A 17,619-nucleotide genomic window follows, 5' to 3' on the forward strand; every position below is an offset into this window, starting at 1 on the left:
CCTAAAACAGCAGCTTAATCTTCGGAAAATACTCCATCTCCGCTTTGCCGATGATCTTCTTTTTTGCTACGAACTTATGCTCCCAAAATCGGGAATCCCAGGAATCATTCCGATTGTCCCCCATCACAAAATACATATCCGCGGGTACATAAAAGGGACCGAAATCACTGTCGATCTTCTCTGTTATATAATCTTCCTCCAACGGCTCTCCATCTACACAGACCTTTCCGTCCCTTCCTTCCACCGTCTCACCCGGCAGCGCAATGATCCGTTTCAGATAGACCGTTTCTTCGTCATCCGGAAAATAAAACGCAATGATATCCCCCCGTTTCGGTTCCGACACAGCATATGCCACACGGTTGATGAGAAGCCTGCTTCCGGCCATAACGGTATCTTCCATGGAACCGGTGGGAACCTGGGCGCTGGTGATCAGCACCTTGCTGGCTACAAATCCGACCGCAAGGGCAATGATGATCGTCTTTGTCCAGTCCAATAATTCAGAGATTATGTTTTTCTGATCTTTCATACCTGTATATATCTCCTGTGTATCCGAAACACGCTTCCGGCTCTGAACAGCCCGCGCATCGTTCTTCTGTGCTTTCGTCTAAGCACCTTCTCCCGGATGTACCGGAAGGTCTCTTCCTCCCCCTTTTGAGAAAGCATGACCAAAAGCGTGGTGAGCAGCCGCTTGGTGTCTTCATGCATCACATAATCCGCGGTGCCGCCCTTCTGAAAATAGTCCAGCGGATCCGAATCCTGATACGCGCTCCCTTTATACACCTTGCTGGCCGCGATCCGGTCCAGGAACATCTCCACCACATATCGGACCGGCATTTTCATTCCGATCAGGCACTTCCTTCCGTCAATCCCATAATCGACCCAGTATTCATAATGGTGCTTGTTGCGCCCTTTGTGATGCAGCCAGGCGGAAGAATAGCCCTTTGCCTTTCTCTCCGCGTTATTGGGACTCTGGGTCCCCTGATAGAACCGGCATCCCACCCGGAACTCCGTCCACGTATATTTTGACAGGTCATGGAGCAGTCCCTGCAGGTAAAGCCCCACCTGAAAGCACTCCTTCATGACCAGCATCTTATGCTTTGTGATCGTACGGAAATGTTCCGCAGCCTTTATTATCATATCCAACTCACCCTCTTTGCTGTAAACACTCAGTATCTGTCCCGGAACCGGTCACGCATGACGCGCGGTTCCTCTTCTTTCCCATCAGGACCGCAACGCTGCGTGCCTGCAGCTCAATCCGCTTCGGATCCTCTTCCTTCTCTTCCAGCGCCCCCTTCTCCGTCTCGATCACCCGGTACCACTCCAGATCCTTCGGCAATGCGGGCAGTGCGAAGGAATGCTTCAGCCAGTGCATATTGTAGGCAATAAAACAAAGATCCTCCTGCTCCCCGGCCGCGCAGTAGAGCACGCCCAGCTGCCGACTGTGCACCTCCACCGGTGCCTGCCATGCATTTTCCCCATGGTAGGACACATCCGGCAGCCCGCAGCCGCTGCGGTCTGTTCCGGACAGCGGAAATCTCTGATGAAGGGCCGGATGAGCCTTACGAAACGTGATCAAGCTTTTCACATATTGGAAAAGGCTGTCGTCCCGTTTCAGCCTGCCCCAGTCCAGCCAGGCCGTTTCGTTGTCCTGGCAGTATACATTGTTGTTTCCCTTCTGGGTATTCCAGAATTCATCCCCCGCGAGAAGACAGGGCGTCCCCTGTGCCGTGAGCAGCAGAAGAAACGCGTTTCGGATCTGTCTTTTCCTCAGATTCTTGATATAGCGCTTTCTGCTGGGTCCCTCCGCGCCGCAGTTCCAGCTGTAGTTATAATTGGGCCCGTCCAGATTCCGTTCCCCGTTGGCCTCGTTGTGCTTCGCCTCATAGGACACCAGGTCATTCAGGGTAAATCCGGTATGGGTCGTGATATAATTGCATTTGCCGTTGGAATTGGTATTCAGGCAAAGCGCGCCGATCACCGGGTTCACCATGTCCTCGTCCCCTTTGAGGAACCGGCGCATGGTATTCTGAAATCCGTCATCCTTCTGCATGATCTTGGTCCCTTTCAGGAGCGGATCCCGGGTCAGACAGTCCCATGAAACATGATACGGATTGATCACAAATCCGTCAATGTGGTATTCCAGCATGTAGTATTTCAGGCATTCGATGGCGGTCTGCGTCTGGATGCCCTGTTCAAAAGGCATCTCCAGCACCACTTCTATCCCGGCCCTGTGGCAGCATTTTACCATGTCCTTTAATTCGGACGCGGCATGACCAGACCCGCTGTAGGCCGCTTTGGGCGCAAAGTAATAGCCTCCGCCATATCCCCAGTAATTCAGACGGCTTCCGAATGCTTCGTCAAACTCATAGATGGGCATGCATTGAATCTGATTGATCCCCAGCTCCGTCAGATAGGGAAGCCTCTCTATGATCCCGGCAAAGGTTCCCTTCTGTTTTACCCCGGAGGAAGAATGCTTGGTAAATCCGCGGACATGGAGGCTGTATGCGATCACCTCCTCGAACGGAAGCTTTAAGATATGATCGCCCTCCCAGTCATAGGAAGCAGTGGGAAAACGCCCCCGCACCCGGTGCAGATCCGCATCCGGCATCTCACCGAACCTTCTCGTCCTGGCCAGCTCCCGTACAAAGGGATCCAGAATGACTTTGCCATCTATCCGGAAGTTATATTCATATTTCTGCACATCCAGTCCTTCTACTGCCAGAAAGCGGATCTCCCCCAGACCTTCCTCCTCCGGCATCTCATAAACGACAGCCGGTTCTGTCTTTCCTGCGCGATAGAGCAGAAGCTCACATTTCTTTCCCGATGGTACGGAAACCGCAAAGTTCACCTTGTCCTGCTTTATCTTCACCCCAAGTGGCTGCGGGTACCCTTCCACTTTCTTCATATGCTCTTCCTCCTGTAAGTCCTTCCTACTGCCAGCCGTCTGTTCCGTACATCTCTACGTTTCCCTTGTCAATGAGAAATGTATCTTCATAAGTGGTTGTTTCAAAATTTTCCCCGTCTAAAATTGCAATTCCAATCTCTGCCGCCTCTTTTCCGATCCGAATCGGCGACTGCGCGCCCGTTGCCGTCATCGGGCTGTCTGTTTTCGCGATCTCCTGCTTTACCTCCGGCGAGCCGTCCACACCATAGATCCGGATGCCATCCCGGCCGGATTCTCTGATCGCCTCCAGCGCACCCAGCGCAGCACGGTCATTTCCGCACATCACCGCGTCAATCTTCGGATATTTTTCCAGGAAGCCTTCCATCACTTCTTTTGCTTTTTCCTTCTCTCCGTTTACGTCTGCCCGGTCCAGGACTTCGAAACCGGCATTTGCGATAGCCTGTTCGAATCCGGTGATCCGTTCATTGATGGAATTCATGGAGGGACATTCCAGAAGCAAAAGCTTCCCGCCGTCCGGACAGCGCTTTTTCAGATCTTCCCCGCAGACATACCCGGCATTTCGGTTGTCCGATCCCACATAAGCCTTCGTCAGGCTCTCCTCCTTCACCTGCGTATCGATATTGACCACTGGAATCCCTGCCTCCTGCAGAGCTTCCAACGCCGGTGTGACCAGCTCCCAGTTCACCGGACACAGAAATACCGCGTCCACCTCCATCTCGATCAGCTCGAAAAGCTGTTCGTTCTGCACCCGGGCATCCGATCCCGGATTCTTGGAGATCAGCTGGTATTCACTTTCTCCTAATGTATTTTCAAGGGAACGCCGCAGCGTATCAAAGTAAGGATTATCCATGTCAATGCAGCTGTATCCGAATACGTATCCCGTATCCTCCTCTTCCTCCTCCGGATCTTCCTCCATCACCGCATTGTCCTCCGGCGTCCCTACACTTTTCTTACATCCAGCCAGCATGAAGCAGACCAGAAGCAGTGAAAAAAACACACGGAATACTTTTTGTTTCATAACATACCTCATTCAACCGATTTTGAATACATACAATTTCCGCATTCTATATCTTATACCCTATTACACTATCTTTATTCTAACGTGTTTTGCAGGTTTGTCAATAGAAGCCTGATTTATTTGTTCCTCCCTGCGTCTCTTTCTTTTTCGGATGCAGTTCTTCCACAAAGCGGGAGGGCTGCGCTTCTTTTCCGTTTTTCACGGTCACATAGCTGATCTTGAGCACCTCCTTGGCCCGGGTCATGGCTACGTAGAACAGCCTCCGTTCTTCCTCCGTCCCATGCTCCTGCACGGCCCGCTTGTAAGGGATCCGTCCCTCATTGGCCTGGATGATGAATACGGTGTCAAATTCCAGTCCCTTCGACGCGTGCATGGTCATCAGGCGGACGCCTGTCCCGGCCTCCCGCTTCTTTTGCTTCTGCTTCTTCAGGGCTTCTGTATATTCCGCCATATGGGTGAACCATTCTTCTGCCGTCCCAAAGGGCTTTGCGGACTCCTCCAGCTCTCCCAGCATGTCAAAATATTCTGCCGGCTGCTGCCCCTTTGTCTCTGCGTATTCACGGAGATAATCATCATAACCGACCTTTTTCCTGATGTATTGGATCGCGGCATAAGGCGCCATCTTCTCCATCATTTTCAGGTCCCACTCAAACTGGTCGATCCGGTCTTGCATCCAGTCCTTATCGCAATAGAACTTCCGCAGCTCTTCAAAGGGCACGATCCGGCTCCCGGACACGGAGGCCCGGCTCAGATAACGGACCGGCCGATTCATGACCTGCAGAAGATCCGCCCGGTCCCGGCCGCCTCCTGCCAGACGCAGATAGGCCCGGATATCTTTGGCGATAAAATGCTGGTAAAGGTCCGGCATGGACTCCCGCATATAAAAGGGAATCCTGTGCTTCACCAGCTGCCCGGCCAGCGCCCGAGCGTCCGTATGCACCCGGAAGAGCACGGCGATCTGCTCCGGAGGGATCCCGGCCTCCATCCTCTGCCGGATCTCTAACACCACATAGGCGCTTTCATCCTCAGAATCCAGCGTCTCCTGGATATGCAGCGCACTCCCCGCCGGCTTCTGCGTCCGAATCTGCTTCTCGAACCGGACTTCGTTGTTCTCAATGACCTGCAGCGCATGTCGGACGATATTGGCCGTGGAACGGTAATTCCTGTCTAAAAGCATCCGCTCTGCACCGGGATAATCCTTTAAAAACCGGAACATCAGCTTCACATCCGCTCCCCGGAAGCCGTAGATGGACTGGTCGTCGTCTCCCACCACGAACAGATTGTGCTCCGGTGCTGCCAGCATCCGGATCACATCATACTGCACCTGGTTGATATCCTGAAATTCATCCACCAGGATATACCGGAACTTTTCCTGCCAAAGCTTCAGCACATCCGGACGCCGTCTGAATAAATCATAACATAAAACCAGCATATCATCAAAGTCTATTTTTTTGGCTTCCTTACGCATAGTTTCATATTCTCGGTAAATACACCGGAAGGTCTCTGCCGGACAGTGCTTTGCCTGGTATTCCTCCAGGTCCGCCCTTTGGTTTTTGACTGTCCCGATCTCCGTGACGATCCCCTGCAGAAAATCCTCCTCGTCAAAAACCTCCGCTTCCTGCCGGCTCACGATCTGCCGGAGCATCCCATACTTCTCCTCCTCGGAGAGGATATTGTGAGGCCCCAGACGGTACGCCCATTTCAGGATTCCATAATAGATCCCGTGAAAGGTCCCCATCGTCACCGGAAGCCTTCTTCCTTCCATCAGGGCCTGCAGCCTAAGCTTCATCTCCTCGGCCGCATATTTTGTAAAAGTAATGACCAGAATTTCTTCTGGTCTTACTCTCCGCTCCTCTATCAGGTACTTTATTCTGTTTACAATGGTCAGGGTCTTCCCCGAACCCGGTCCCGCCAGCACAAGGCACGGACCCTCCGTGTGGGCTGCCGCCCGCTTTTGTGCCTGATTCAAATTAAACTCCTGCCTCCAGTTTCCGGACCGCTTCCCGGATCCGCTTTAAGGATTCCTCTTTTCCCAGGACCTCCATAATCTCCGTGGCGCCCCCGGGGGTGTTCTGTTTTCCGGAAACCGCGGTGCGGATGGGCCACATCACATAGCCGATCTTCACGCCCTTCTCCGCCACGTATCCTTTCAAGGTCTCAAACAGCGCGTCGTTGCTGTAATCCTCCTGCGCTTCCAGTACCGGAAGCAGCTCCTTCAACACCGTGAGCGAAGTCTCCGGTGTGGATTTCATCTTCTTATGCGTATACATCGCAGTATCATATTCCGGAACTTCCTCAAAGAAGTCGATCTGCTCCCTTATATCCGGAAAGATTTCAATTCGGGTCTTTACCAGCGCCGCAATCTTTTTCAGGTCAAAATCTTTGGAAACCACTTCCCGGATATAAGGGTTCGCCAGTTCGAAAAATCGTTCCTCATCCATGGCTTTGAGATATTCCCCGTTCATCCATTTCAGCTTCACCGTGTCAAATACGGCCGGCGATTTGCTCATATGGGTATAGTCAAATGCCTCCACCAGCTCCTGGAGTGTGAAGATCTCCCGGTTGTCGGAGGGACACCAGCCCAGAAGCGCTACATAATTGACCACCGCCTCGGATACAAAGCCCTGGTCGATCAGATCCTCATAGGAGGAATGTCCGCACCGCTTGCTCAGCTTCTTGTGCTCCTCATCGGTGATCAGCGGGCAGTGCACATACACCGGCACCTCCCAGCCGAAGGCTTCATACAGCCGGTTGTACTTGGGCGCGGAGGACAGGTATTCATTGCCCCGCACCACATGGGTGATGCCCATCAGATGGTCGTCGATCACATTGGCAAAATTATAGGTCGGATAGCCATCCGACTTGATCAGGATCATATCGTCCAGCTCCTGGTTGGGCACCGTGATATCCCCATAAATTTCATCGTGGAACGTAGTCTCGCCCTCATTAGGCACATTGAGGCGAATGACCCAGGGCTTTCCTGCCGCCAGATTAGCCTCTACTTCTTCCTTCTTCAATCCCAGGCAGTGCTTGTCATACACCACGATGTCCGTTCCGTCCGCTGAAACCGAGGTTCGCAGGGAATCCAGCCGCTCCTTGTCGCAGAAGCAGTAATAGGCATCCCCCTGCTCTACCAGCTGCTTCGCATATTTCAGATACAGGCCGGAAGCCTGGCGTTCACTCTGCACATAGGGGCCCACGCCGCCGTCCCTGTCCGGACCTTCGTCATGGATCAGTCCTGTCTTTTCCAGAGTCCGGTAGATGATCTCCAGTGCCCCTTCCACAAACCGCTCCTGGTCGGTGTCTTCAATCCGGAGGATAAAATCCCCGCCTTCATGCTTTGCGATCAGATAGGCATACAGCGCAGTCCTCAGATTCCCTACATGCATTCTTCCTGTAGGGCTGGGCGCAAATCTTGTCCTTACTTTTTTCATTTCTTATCTCTCCAATCTTTTATACATGAATCTCTGCCTTGACGCCGAGAAGTTCTTTATTTTTTTCGAGAAGGGGGCGGATCACCTTTTCCAGATAGGCATCTACCTGCTCCCTTGCGCGTCCCACATATTTCGCCGGATCCATGGTCTTTTCCAGTTCCTCCAGGCTCAGGTTGAAGGCCGGATCCTCCGCGATCAGCTCCAGGAGGTTGTTGTCCATTCCCCGCTCTTTTACATTTTTTCCTGCTTCCATGGAAAGCTCCCGGATCCGCTCATGAAGCTCCTGCCTGTCGCCGCCTGCCTTCACCGCGTCCATCATGATGTTTTCCGTTGCCATGAACGGCAGCTCCGACATCAGACGCTTCTCAATCACCTTTGGATAGACCACAAGGCCGTCCACCACATTCAGGCACAGATCCAGGATCCCGTCGATGGCCAGAAAGCCCTCCGGCACGCTCAGCCGCTTGTTCGCCGAATCATCCAGTGTCCGCTCAAACCACTGTGTCGCGGAGGTAATGGCCGGATTCAGCGCGTCGATCATCACATACCGGGACAGGGAAGCGATCCGTTCGCTGCGCATGGGATTCCGCTTATAGGCCATTGCCGAGGAACCGATCTGGGTCTTTTCAAAAGGCTCTTCCACTTCTTTTAAATGCTGCAGAAGCCGGATGTCGTTGGAAAGCTTGTGGGCGCTGGCAGCGATCCCGGCCAGTACATTCAGGACCCTGGTATCGGTCTTTCTGGAATAGGTCTGCCCGGATACCGGATAGCATGCCGCAAATCCCATTTTCTCCGCGATCATCGGATCAATCCTGTCGATGGTCTCCTGGTCTCCGTCGAACAGCTCCAGGAAACTGGCCTGCGTCCCGGTGGTCCCCTTGCTGCCCAGCAGCTTTAAGCTGCCCAGCACATGATCCAGGTCTTCTAAGTCCATCTCAAATTCCTGCATCCAGAGGGTAGCCCGTTTTCCCACGGTGGTGGGCTGGGCCGGCTGGAAATGAGTAAATGCCAGGGTGGGCTGGGCCTTCTGCGCATCCGCAAATTTTGCCAGCTCCGCAATCACATTGACCAGCTTTTTACGCGCCAGCTTTAAGGCTTCCGCCATCACGATGATATCCGTATTGTCTCCCACATAGCAGGAGGTTGCGCCTAAGTGGATGATCCCCTTGGCCTTCGGACACTGCACCCCATAGGCATAGACATGGGACATCACATCATGACGGACGATTTTCTCCCGCTCCCTGGCCACATCATAGTTGATATCCTCCGCATGGGCTTTCAGTTCCTCGATCTGCTCCTCCGTGATCGGGAGCCCCAGCTCTTTTTCCGTCTCAGCAAGGGCGATCCACAGCCTCCTCCATGTCCGGAACTTTTTGTCCGGTGAAAAAATGTACTGCATCTCCTTGCTGGCATACCGCTCGGAAAGCGGGCTTACATAACGATCCGTACTCATGTTATTATCCTCCTTCAATTTTGTAACTAATCCACGCGGCAAATGGATTGCCGGACAGAACCTGTATGCATGCTTATCCGGCGATCCTCCCTGTTACTCGAATGCGTGGCTGATATCGTGGTCCGGCACCTTCATGGGATAGTGCCCGGTAAAGCAGGCATCGCAGTATCCCAGCTCCCCGACCATCGTTTTCAGCTTCTCGACCTCCATATATCCTAAAGAATCCGCCCCGATCATCTCCCGGATCTGCTCCGTCGTATGGGAATGGGCGATAAGCTGCTCATTGGACGGCACATCCGTTCCGAAATAGCAGGGGTACAAAAAGGGAGGCGAACTGATCCGCACATGGACTTCCACTGCGCCCGCCTTTTTCAGCATCTTAATGATATTGGCGCAGGTGGTCCCCCGGACAATGGAATCATCCACCATCACGATCCGTTTTCCCCGGACCACCTCCGGGATCACATTCAGCTTGATCTTCACACTGGACTCCCGGTCGCTCTGCTTCGGCTTGATAAAGGTCCGGCCCACATAGCTGTTTTTGTGAAATGCCATCCCGTAGGGAATCCCGGAATGCTCCGAATACCCCTTGGCCGCCACCAGTCCGGAATCCGGCACGCCCACCACCAGGTCCGCCTCCACCGGATAGGATTCGGCCAGCGCCTTCCCCGCCAGGATCCGGGAATGATAGACATTCACCCCGTCCAGCGTGCTGTCTGTCCGCGCGAAATAAATATATTCAAAGATACATCTTGTCTGCTTCTCAGGCGGCACTGCCATACTCATATCGGAGATCACGCCGTCCTTCGTAAAGCTGACGATCTCCCCCGGCAGTACATCCCGCACGAACTCTGCCCCGATGGCCGCAATAGCGCAGCTCTCGGATGCCAGAAACCAGGTGCGGTCCCGCTTTCCGATGCAAAGGGGCCTTAAGCCTCTCGGATCCCGTGCCCCGATCATCTTCCGCGGGCTGCTGACCACCAGCGCATAGGCGCCCTCGATCTTCTTCATGGCATTCTTGACCGCGTCCTCCGCCTTTTTCACATTCAGCCGTTCCCTTGCAATATGGTAGGCGATCACTTCGGAATCAATGGTGGTCTGGAAAATAGCGCCCGTATATTCCAGCTCCCTCCGAAGCTCCACGGCATTGACCAGATTTCCATTGTGGGCGATCGCAAGGGTTCCTTTTACATAATTGATGACAAGAGGCTGCGCGTTTTCCACCCGGGTTCCGCCGGCCGTGGAATACCGCACATGGCCCACTCCTAAGTTGCCCTTAAGTGCTTTCAGGGCTTCCTCGTCGAACACGTCGTCCACATGTCCGAGTCCCTTCTTTGACAGGACCTTACGCTGTCCGAAGGTATCGGTCACCGCGATCCCGCAGCTCTCCTGCCCCCGGTGCTGCAGCGCAAACAGCCCGTAATACACCGAAGCGGCCACATCGCCTCCCTCCATATCATAGGCTCCGAATACCCCACACTCTTCCCCCAGGCCGGTGGATATTTTTTCAAATTCACTCATGAATGAACTCCTTTTCTTTAGAAACCTTGTAGTTATACTCACGGCCGATGAAATCTGGCGCACAGTATATCGTTCACTCCTGGTCCGTGCATCCTGTTGCGCATTCACAGGCATAAGGACCTGTTTCATCTCCACGATTATAATACATGCCCTCATGAAAATCAATACGGAAAACCTGCCGCAAAACAATTTCCATCTATGAAAGCTGCATGTCACTTGTTAACCTCCACAAATCTGCCTCCGCAGCCTTTCCGCATATGCTCTCATAAAAAAGCGGTCAGGAACTACAGGTAAATGCCATAGACAAGCAAGGTGTCCCGGCTGTATACCTGTGGTTCCTGACCATCATCCCTGTGTAAATCTTGATAAAAACTGCCGTGTCCGCTCCTCCTTCGGATGTTCAAACACCTGCCGGGGATCCCCCTGCTCCAGGATGATCCCATCGTCCATAAAGATCACCTGGTTCGCCACATCCCGGGCGAATGCCATCTCATGGGTAACGATAATCATTGTGGTATTCTGATCCGCCAGCTCCCGGATGACTCTCAGGACCTCTCCCGTCAGCTCCGGATCCAGGGCCGAGGTAGGTTCGTCGAAACAGAGGATATCCGGCTGCAGGGCAAGCGCCCGGGCGATCGCCACACGCTGGCACTGGCCTCCTGAAAGCTGATGGGGATAATTGTTCTTCCGGTCGGAAAGGCCCATCTGATCCAGCAGGGTTTCTGCCTGTCCCGCGATCTCCTCGTGGATCTCCTTTTTTTTCGCCTTATAATCCGGCTGCTCCTTTGCCAGCAATTCCTTCGCCAGCATAACATTTTCCATGGCCGTATACTGGGGGAACAGGTTGAAGGACTGGAACACCAGTCCGAAATGGAGCCGTTTCCTGCGGATCTCCAATTCCTGCATGGTAAAGGCATCGCCCGCGTCAAATAAAACCTCTCCATTGACACGCAGCACCCCCTTGTCCGGCCTCTCAAGGAAGTTCAGGCACCGAAGCAGCGTGGTCTTCCCGCTTCCCGAGGAACCGATGATGGAAACCACCTGTCCTTTTTCCAGGGAAAAGCTGATGTCTCTGAGTACCTCCGTGCGCTCAAAGGATTTGCAAATATGTTCTACTTCTAAAATCGGCATCGTCTCTCTCCTCCCCTATCTGAAATAATCCAGCTTCTTTTCCAGCCGTCCCAGCAGCATGGTCAGGATCCCGTTCCAGATCAGATAATACACCGCTGTAAAAAACAGGGGCCAGATGGCGCCGGAAATTCCCTGAGATCCCTTCATGAAAGCCTGGCCCGCCCAGATGATCTCCTGCAGCGCGATGATCCGCGCAAGGGATGTATCCTTGACCAGCGTAATGATCTCGTTGGAGATGGGCGGAACGATCCGTTTGATCATCTGCAGCAGCGTGATCTTGAAAAAGATCTGGCTCCTGGTCATTCCCAGCACCAGGCCCGCTTCCTCCTGTCCCACGGGAACGCCCTGGATGCCGCCCCGGTAGATCTCTGAAAAATAGCAGGCATAATTGAGGATAAAGGACACCGACGCCGCCAGAAACCTTCCGCCCTCGCCGCCGCCCCAGATGGGGGTGTGCAACACCAGACCTGGAAAATAATAGATGATCAGCAGCTGGATCATCAGCGGAGTCCCCCGGATGATCCAGACCAGGATCTTGGTGATAAAACTCAGCGGCTTAAACCTGGACATAGAGCCGAAAGCAATCACCAGGCCAAGCGGAAACGCGCCGATCAGAGTCACAAAAAACAGCTTCAGGGTCTGTATAAAGCCGACGTTCAGGGCACGTATGACGATCGGCATCTGTTCTAAAATCAATTCCATGTATGTATCCTGCTTTCTCTTTGATTCATGATTGGATTCCTAGCCGCAGAACTGTCCCCCCCGGCTGATTGATCCGCGTTCTTCGGAATCTCAAAAAGAGAGAACGGACTGCCGCTCTCTCCTAATTTTTTCCAACCGTACAGCTAGAATTTTTCTCAGGACTGCTCTACAATGGCAGCATCCACTCCATATTTTTCGGCAATCTCCATCATACTGCCGTCCCCGTAGCTCTCTGTGAAGAAGTCATTGAGGGCAGCCGCAAGGTCGGAGCCTTTCCGGAAGCCGACGCCGTATTCTTCACTGTTCAGTCCTACCGTATAGGTCAGGTCCGCATAGCCGGTTCCCTCTCCTACCATGGCTGCCGCCATCAGGGAATCAATCACAGCCGCGTCCGATGTGCCGGAAGCCACTTCCATCAACGCATCGGACTGCGCCTTAACAGCAGTATACTCCAGTTCCAGCCCGCTGACCTGCTCTTCACCGGCGCTTCCTGCTTCCACGGCAAAGGTCAAATCCTTTAAGCTGTCCTTATCCTGATACTTGTCCGCCACATCAGAGGGTACGATCACGATCTGCGCATTGTTGCAGTATGCTTTGGAGCATTCCATGGCGCTGGTCACCTCGCTGGTGAGCGTCATGCCGTTCCATACGCAGTCAATCGTCTTGCCGTCCAGCTCCATGATCTTGTTGTCCCAGTCGATCTCTACAAATTCTACCTCAACACCCAGGCTTTCGGCAAATGCTTTTGCCATGTCCGCGTCAAATCCGATCCATTCTCCGCTCTCATCCTTATAATCCATGGGCTCAAATTCCGTGATCCCTACAACCAATGTGCCCTTATCCTTCACATAAGCCAGATCGCTGTCTGCGTCAGAAGCATCCGAGCTGTCCTCTTCCTGACTTTCCTGGCTTTCCGCCTGGCTGTCTGCCGTATCTCCATTGGAATCCCCGGAATTGTCAGAATTGCCGCATGCCGCCAGTGAAAAAACCATTGCCAGCGTCAACATCATGGTAATTAACTTTTTCATTTTCATCTTCTCCTTATTGTATCGTTTTCATCTAAACTGTTGCTGTGCCTCAGAGCACTTGCTTCGGCCCCAAGAAACCAGTCCTCCAGCAACCACTTTCTTATATTAGCAGTTTACCAGATTAAAGTCAATAAAAAAATAAGTCTTCTATACTGATTTCTTCATGCATTTTTTCATTTTTAATTCAGGTATAAAATACCTTCATTTACAAATAATAGAATCACGACATAATTTGCAGATGGAGGTAATACAGAATATGAAGGCTACAGGAATTGTACGCAGAATAGATGATCTTGGCAGAGTTGTGATTCCAAAGGAGATCCGCCGGACACTCCGCATCCGCGAAGGGGATCCTCTGGAGATCTTTACCGACCGGGAAGGGGAAGTGATCCTGAAAAAATATTCTCCCATCGGAGAACTCGGCGCTCTGGCGAAGCAATATTCGGAGAGCCTGGCGCAGACCATGAACTGTACGGTGTGCATCACGGACACGGATCAGATCGTGGCTGCAGCCGGAAATGGAAAGAAGGATCTTCAGGATAAATATATCAGCAAGGATCTGGAAAAGGTGATCCAGCAGCGGGAGCATATCCTTGCAAAAGCAGACAGCAACAAATTCATCCGGATCGCGGACGGAGACGTGGACTACCAGGAAGAAGCCGTATGTCCGATCCTGTGTGAAGGGGACGTGATTGGTTCGGTAGTATTTTTGAACCGGGATGAGAAGAAAAAGATGGGCGAGACGGAGCAGAAGGTCGCCATGAGCGCGGCGGGCTTTCTGGGGCGGCAGATGGAGCAGTAATCCTGATTCGTAATGCCGCGCTTACGTGCCGGTCGATACATCGCGGCAATACGCAGTAAATCGTAAGCAGCTGCCAAAAAGCACTAATCTGACAGGCATACAAAGGGTGGGGATACCTTCCGTTAAAGATCCATGTTCCCGCAGAACATACGGACTTTCTTCGGTAAGGTATCGCCTGTATCCCTTAGGACCGTTTCAGCGAAACCTCCCTCCAAAATCACCGTTTTTTTATTCGGTGGATAAAAGAATCATTTAACAAACTTTCTTTTTCTTCACATAAATCAAGGTATTTGTTATCATTAATACACTAATTCCGAAAAGCCATACCTTTGTTATGAAATCACCTGTTCTCATAGAAAACAGGCAAAAAATATTAGTATCTGATATATTTCCAAGATAGTTGAACAGGAAATATCCTATTGATACCAAATAACCTGCTATAACTGAATTACTTAGCACTGCCGCAAAAAAACCAACGCTTCCTAAAGCCAGCTCACTTATTACAGTTCCCACAACATAACTCATATAGGGAAATGTGCAATTTTTCACTATCATAATTTCTGCAAATATACCCGTCAAAAGCACAAGCATTACGATTGCTGTAATCATTCGTATGAGTAATACCATCCATTGCGGTATTTTTCTAGTAAATACCACGTCCCGTATTGCCGCTTCATGTTCCGCTGCATGAAGCGGCACGATTAGTAATATTCCAATGAGTATTACTGACTGCTCCAAACATTCTGCCGAATAGATTTCATTCAAATTTTCAATGCTCCGCAGAACAGGAATTATCAGCAAATATAAAATTGCAATCGACAGGTTATTTCGTATGGATAAACGAAAATTTGCTTTTAATATTCCCCAAAGCCTTACCATAGATATTTGCCACATTGATTTTTCCTTTCCTTTTCTGCTGTAATACCCATACTGACAAGATAACAAGTAAAATACTGATGCCTGCCATTAACAACCTATTAACACAAATGGCATGAAAATTATCCTCTATCAGTTCATAACCCCGCAATGTATTATGCCGTATCATCAGAGTGGTACTTTTTGTATCTCCAGATAACCCAGTCGCACCCTTGTCAATTATCCACCATAAAAATTGCAGCAGGATAGCAATCGGTGAATCTGTCAATAATGTAAAAAATAAACCTATTGCAGAAACTATCATGATAGTAGGCAGAAGCCACCATAAGGTGTATTTGATATAAGAAAAATAATCAATGGAAATATCGTGTTCACTCCCAAAAGATATAAGCGGTATCAAAGATTCAAAGCTCAATAGTATGACTGGAACAAAAACCATTGTAATGCCTGCCAAATATCTTGTTAAAACTAACTTTAAAGAGGATACTTTACGGGTATAAAGCAGCTCCGTCATGTTCTCCAAGTGGTCTTTTAACCACATAAACACAATAATAAAAATCGGATACAATCCTAAAGACAACCCCATGTAATCGCAGAACAGCCGGGCAAAACTCCCTGTCACTTTATCACCCTTGATTGTCTGGTCATACTCGGAACGCGCTTCCTCATAGCCCATTTCCGACAAACCAAAATAGGTAATCATCATTTCTGTTGAATACTGAGAATCTTCTTCTCCAATCATTGTTTCCATTTCACGCATCAATTCTTTAAAACGCTCGTATGTGACTTGTGGTATAAATTTTTTTGTTTTATCCATTTCTTCAATGACATTTGTTTTGTTATCCTCTCTGCTTTGCATATACAGATTTCCATCTTCATCAAAATCTGCTGCGTCAGTTGAAATAATCGTGCCTGTGACAGCAGGAAAATAACCTTGCGGCAAATTACTTAATTGTTCTTCTGTAAGTCCTGTTACCTCACATAGAATTTCAAGCACACGTGCCTGCTCTTTACTGCTCAGCGAAACTGCTTTATAATTTCTTACAGGCAAAGGATATGTGGCGTATAGATTATTTTTGTATTCCATCAATAAAGCTCTGGTCACACCCGTCATAATATCTTCTGGATTATCCTCAGAAGTTTTCATGCCAAAATAATTATCTTCTTTTGTTGGCTCTGTAAGCAGAGGTCGGTCAAAACCGACATTCGCAGGTGTCTTACCATTTGCCCGGTCAATCTCTGTTTTCGTCACACCGCGAAACTCCCCCCACCAACTAAAAACCAATACCGCAATAAAAAGAAAATATACAAGACTACTCGCTATTCCGCGACATTCTCTTAAATATAACTTCATGGACGGACACCTCCCTCTATTTGATGTAATAAATACATATACCCATCTTCCAAAGTAGGGGACTGTATCTTTCCCTTTTCTTTGGGCGGGGTATCGGATAATATTCTGTATTGTATACCAGTACGAGTATTGCTCATATTTAAACAAACGTATTTCTCCTTGATGTGCCTGTCCAGTTCCTTTGATGCCGTAATAAGATATACCTTTCCATCTGCCTGCCGTATCAATTCTTCTGTACTTCCATGAAATATTAGCTTGCCATCATTCAATACTGCAACTCCATCGCAGATGGATTCAATGTCTGAAGCAATATGCGTTGATAAAAGTACAATTCTATCATCTGCAAAATCGCTCAATAAATTGCGGAAACGTATACGTTCTTCGGGGTCAAGCCCTGCCGTCGGCTCATCAACAATAAGAATTTGGGGATTATGAAGAAGTGCCTGCGCAATCCCCAGCCGCCGTTTCATACCTCCCGAAAGAGCCTTGATTTTAGTTTTTGCATTATCTTTCAAATTCACTTTTTCAAGTAGCTCGTCAATCCGTTCTTTTCGTATTTCTTTCGGAATGTCTGATAACAAACCAAGATAATCCATTGCCCCCAAAACTGTCATACTTCTATACATAGAAAAATCCTGTGGAAGATACCCTACCATTTCTCTGATTTTTGCTGTTTCTTTAATTGAAACACCATTTAACCAAATATCTCCATTTGTTGGAACAGAAAGCGCTGCCAATATCTGCGTCAAACTTGTTTTTCCTGCACCGTTTCTTCCCAACAGCCCATACATACCTGATGGAATTTTCAAAGAAAGATTTTTAATAGCTTCTTTTTTTCCATATCTCTTAGAGAGATTGTCAATAACAATTTCCATAAATAGAAAACCTCCTTACGTTTTACTGTAAGGAGATTCTAATACGCAAAAGACAAATTTTCGCCAACATTATCCCAAAATATCTAAAGCAGCGATTACATACGCCCCTGAAATATCATTATTACCAATCTCTAAGAAACCGCCATGCTTTTCACAAAGCAGCCTGCATACTCCAAGTCCTATACCAAAATGCTCATTTCCTTTCTCATTTCCATAAAACATATTAGTCGCCTGTCTTAAATCTTCTTCGGAAAATCCTTTTCCGTCATCTTTTACAGACATCAAAAACAGATTGTCTTTTTGATATACTCCCACAACTATTTGCTCATTCATATATCTCATAGCATTTTGCAGTAAATTTTCTAACACACGAAAAAGAACACTCTTATCTATATTGACTGATGGCAGAGAAATATCTGTTACCTGAATCCGTGAACTTCGTTTAAAGTAATACTTTGGCATGCTTCTAAAATTCAATATCTTGATATATATCGGCTAAGATATGGTGGTCACCGAATAG

16 protein-coding genes are annotated in these 17,619 nt (G+C 49.7%); 1 reads left to right on the top strand and 15 read right to left on the bottom strand.

Annotated elements, in window-relative coordinates; translation table 11 throughout:
• Position 1: 1 nt before the first annotated feature.
• From lepB to ACTOY7_RS15160, 11 genes are all read right to left on the bottom strand, one after another.
• On the bottom strand, positions 2-526 hold the full coding sequence (lepB, locus tag ACTOY7_RS15110; RefSeq protein WP_160280813.1) for a signal peptidase I: 525 nt from the start codon (positions 524-526) through the stop codon (positions 2-4).
• Positions 523-1,137, bottom strand: coding sequence for a DUF5662 family protein (locus ACTOY7_RS15115; protein ID WP_300884727.1), 615 nt, complete (start codon positions 1,135-1,137; stop codon positions 523-525). The genes lepB and ACTOY7_RS15115 overlap by 4 nt, the downstream gene beginning before the upstream one ends.
• 7 nt (positions 1,138-1,144) lie before the next feature.
• Positions 1,145-2,905 carry an alpha-amylase family glycosyl hydrolase gene (locus ACTOY7_RS15120; RefSeq protein WP_160280814.1) on the bottom strand — a complete coding sequence of 587 codons (1,761 nt, stop codon included), beginning with the start codon at positions 2,903-2,905 and terminating at the stop codon, positions 1,145-1,147.
• A gap of 25 nt (positions 2,906-2,930) precedes the next feature.
• A complete protein-coding gene (locus ACTOY7_RS15125) occupies positions 2,931-3,923 on the bottom strand; it encodes a sugar ABC transporter substrate-binding protein (protein ID WP_300884708.1) in 993 nt (330 codons plus the stop codon).
• A gap of 100 nt (positions 3,924-4,023) precedes the next feature.
• Positions 4,024-5,892 carry an ATP-dependent helicase gene (locus tag ACTOY7_RS15130; RefSeq protein ID WP_482671255.1) on the bottom strand — a complete coding sequence of 623 codons (1,869 nt, stop codon included), beginning with the start codon at positions 5,890-5,892 and terminating at the stop codon, positions 4,024-4,026.
• A 1-nt stretch (position 5,893) separates the two neighbouring features.
• Positions 5,894-7,357 carry a glutamate--tRNA ligase gene (gene gltX / locus ACTOY7_RS15135; RefSeq protein WP_300884706.1) on the bottom strand — a complete coding sequence of 488 codons (1,464 nt, stop codon included), beginning with the start codon at positions 7,355-7,357 and terminating at the stop codon, positions 5,894-5,896.
• 19 nt (positions 7,358-7,376) lie between these two features.
• A complete protein-coding gene (gene purB / locus ACTOY7_RS15140; protein WP_482671256.1) occupies positions 7,377-8,810 on the bottom strand; it encodes an adenylosuccinate lyase in 1,434 nt (477 codons plus the stop codon).
• Between the two features lie 93 nt (positions 8,811-8,903).
• The gene (purF, locus tag ACTOY7_RS15145) at positions 8,904-10,331 is read right to left on the bottom strand and encodes an amidophosphoribosyltransferase (protein WP_394683874.1); all 1,428 of its coding nucleotides are present in this window, start codon (positions 10,329-10,331) and stop codon (positions 8,904-8,906) included.
• Positions 10,332-10,676: 345 nt separating this feature from the next.
• The gene (locus tag ACTOY7_RS15150; protein WP_160280820.1) at positions 10,677-11,462 is read right to left on the bottom strand and encodes an amino acid ABC transporter ATP-binding protein; all 786 of its coding nucleotides are present in this window, start codon (positions 11,460-11,462) and stop codon (positions 10,677-10,679) included.
• Positions 11,463-11,477: 15 nt separating this feature from the next.
• Entirely contained in the window at positions 11,478-12,164 is a 687-nt protein-coding gene (locus ACTOY7_RS15155; RefSeq protein WP_160280821.1) for an amino acid ABC transporter permease, read from the bottom strand.
• A 155-nt stretch (positions 12,165-12,319) separates the two neighbouring features.
• Entirely contained in the window at positions 12,320-13,192 is an 873-nt protein-coding gene (locus ACTOY7_RS15160; RefSeq protein WP_300884704.1) for a transporter substrate-binding domain-containing protein, read from the bottom strand.
• A 256-nt stretch (positions 13,193-13,448) separates the two neighbouring features.
• Between ACTOY7_RS15160 and spoVT the strand changes: the two genes are divergently transcribed.
• Complete coding sequence (gene spoVT, locus ACTOY7_RS15165; RefSeq protein WP_160280823.1) at positions 13,449-13,994, top strand: stage V sporulation protein T; 546 nt, start codon at positions 13,449-13,451, stop codon at positions 13,992-13,994.
• A gap of 252 nt (positions 13,995-14,246) precedes the next feature.
• Here the strand turns inward: spoVT and ACTOY7_RS15170 are convergent, their stop codons facing one another.
• The 4 genes from ACTOY7_RS15170 to ACTOY7_RS15185 all read right to left on the bottom strand — a co-directional run bounded on the left by ACTOY7_RS15170 (position 14,247) and on the right by ACTOY7_RS15185 (position 17,561).
• Positions 14,247-14,759 carry a hypothetical protein gene (locus tag ACTOY7_RS15170; protein ID WP_482671860.1) on the bottom strand — a complete coding sequence of 171 codons (513 nt, stop codon included), beginning with the start codon at positions 14,757-14,759 and terminating at the stop codon, positions 14,247-14,249.
• Positions 14,760-14,817: 58 nt separating this feature from the next.
• Positions 14,818-16,224, bottom strand: a complete 1,407-nt coding sequence (locus ACTOY7_RS15175) for a hypothetical protein (RefSeq protein WP_160280824.1) — start codon at positions 16,222-16,224, stop codon at positions 14,818-14,820.
• Complete coding sequence (locus tag ACTOY7_RS15180; protein ID WP_160280825.1) at positions 16,221-17,099, bottom strand: ABC transporter ATP-binding protein; 879 nt, start codon at positions 17,097-17,099, stop codon at positions 16,221-16,223. The genes ACTOY7_RS15175 and ACTOY7_RS15180 overlap by 4 nt, the downstream gene beginning before the upstream one ends.
• 69 nt (positions 17,100-17,168) lie before the next feature.
• Complete coding sequence (locus ACTOY7_RS15185) at positions 17,169-17,561, bottom strand: ATP-binding protein (RefSeq protein ID WP_482672473.1); 393 nt, start codon at positions 17,559-17,561, stop codon at positions 17,169-17,171.
• Positions 17,562-17,619 lie beyond the last annotated feature (58 nt).

This window comes from Schaedlerella sp. (assembly GCF_056796775.1).

Excerpts from the sequence above, each read along its gene's own strand:
- purB (WP_482671256.1), bottom strand. The coding sequence starts at position 8,810 with ATGAGTACGGATCGTTATGTAAGCCCGCTTTCCGAGCGGTATGCCAGC.
- ACTOY7_RS15185 (WP_482672473.1), bottom strand. The coding sequence starts at position 17,561 with ATGCCAAAGTATTACTTTAAACGAAGTTCACGGATTCAGGTAACAGAT.
- ACTOY7_RS15115 (WP_300884727.1), bottom strand. The coding sequence starts at position 1,137 with ATGATAATAAAGGCTGCGGAACATTTCCGTACGATCACAAAGCATAAG.
- lepB (WP_160280813.1), bottom strand. The coding sequence starts at position 526 with ATGAAAGATCAGAAAAACATAATCTCTGAATTATTGGACTGGACAAAG.
- ACTOY7_RS15175 (WP_160280824.1), bottom strand. The coding sequence starts at position 16,224 with ATGAAGTTATATTTAAGAGAATGTCGCGGAATAGCGAGTAGTCTTGTA.
- ACTOY7_RS15125 (WP_300884708.1), bottom strand. The coding sequence starts at position 3,923 with ATGAAACAAAAAGTATTCCGTGTGTTTTTTTCACTGCTTCTGGTCTGC.
- purF (WP_394683874.1), bottom strand. The coding sequence starts at position 10,331 with ATGAGTGAATTTGAAAAAATATCCACCGGCCTGGGGGAAGAGTGTGGG.
- ACTOY7_RS15180 (WP_160280825.1), bottom strand. The coding sequence starts at position 17,099 with ATGGAAATTGTTATTGACAATCTCTCTAAGAGATATGGAAAAAAAGAA.
- ACTOY7_RS15150 (WP_160280820.1), bottom strand. The coding sequence starts at position 11,462 with ATGCCGATTTTAGAAGTAGAACATATTTGCAAATCCTTTGAGCGCACG.
- ACTOY7_RS15155 (WP_160280821.1), bottom strand. The coding sequence starts at position 12,164 with ATGGAATTGATTTTAGAACAGATGCCGATCGTCATACGTGCCCTGAAC.
- gltX (WP_300884706.1), bottom strand. The coding sequence starts at position 7,357 with ATGAAAAAAGTAAGGACAAGATTTGCGCCCAGCCCTACAGGAAGAATG.
- ACTOY7_RS15120 (WP_160280814.1), bottom strand. The coding sequence starts at position 2,905 with ATGAAGAAAGTGGAAGGGTACCCGCAGCCACTTGGGGTGAAGATAAAG.
- ACTOY7_RS15160 (WP_300884704.1), bottom strand. The coding sequence starts at position 13,192 with ATGAAAAAGTTAATTACCATGATGTTGACGCTGGCAATGGTTTTTTCA.
- spoVT (WP_160280823.1), top strand. The coding sequence starts at position 13,449 with ATGAAGGCTACAGGAATTGTACGCAGAATAGATGATCTTGGCAGAGTT.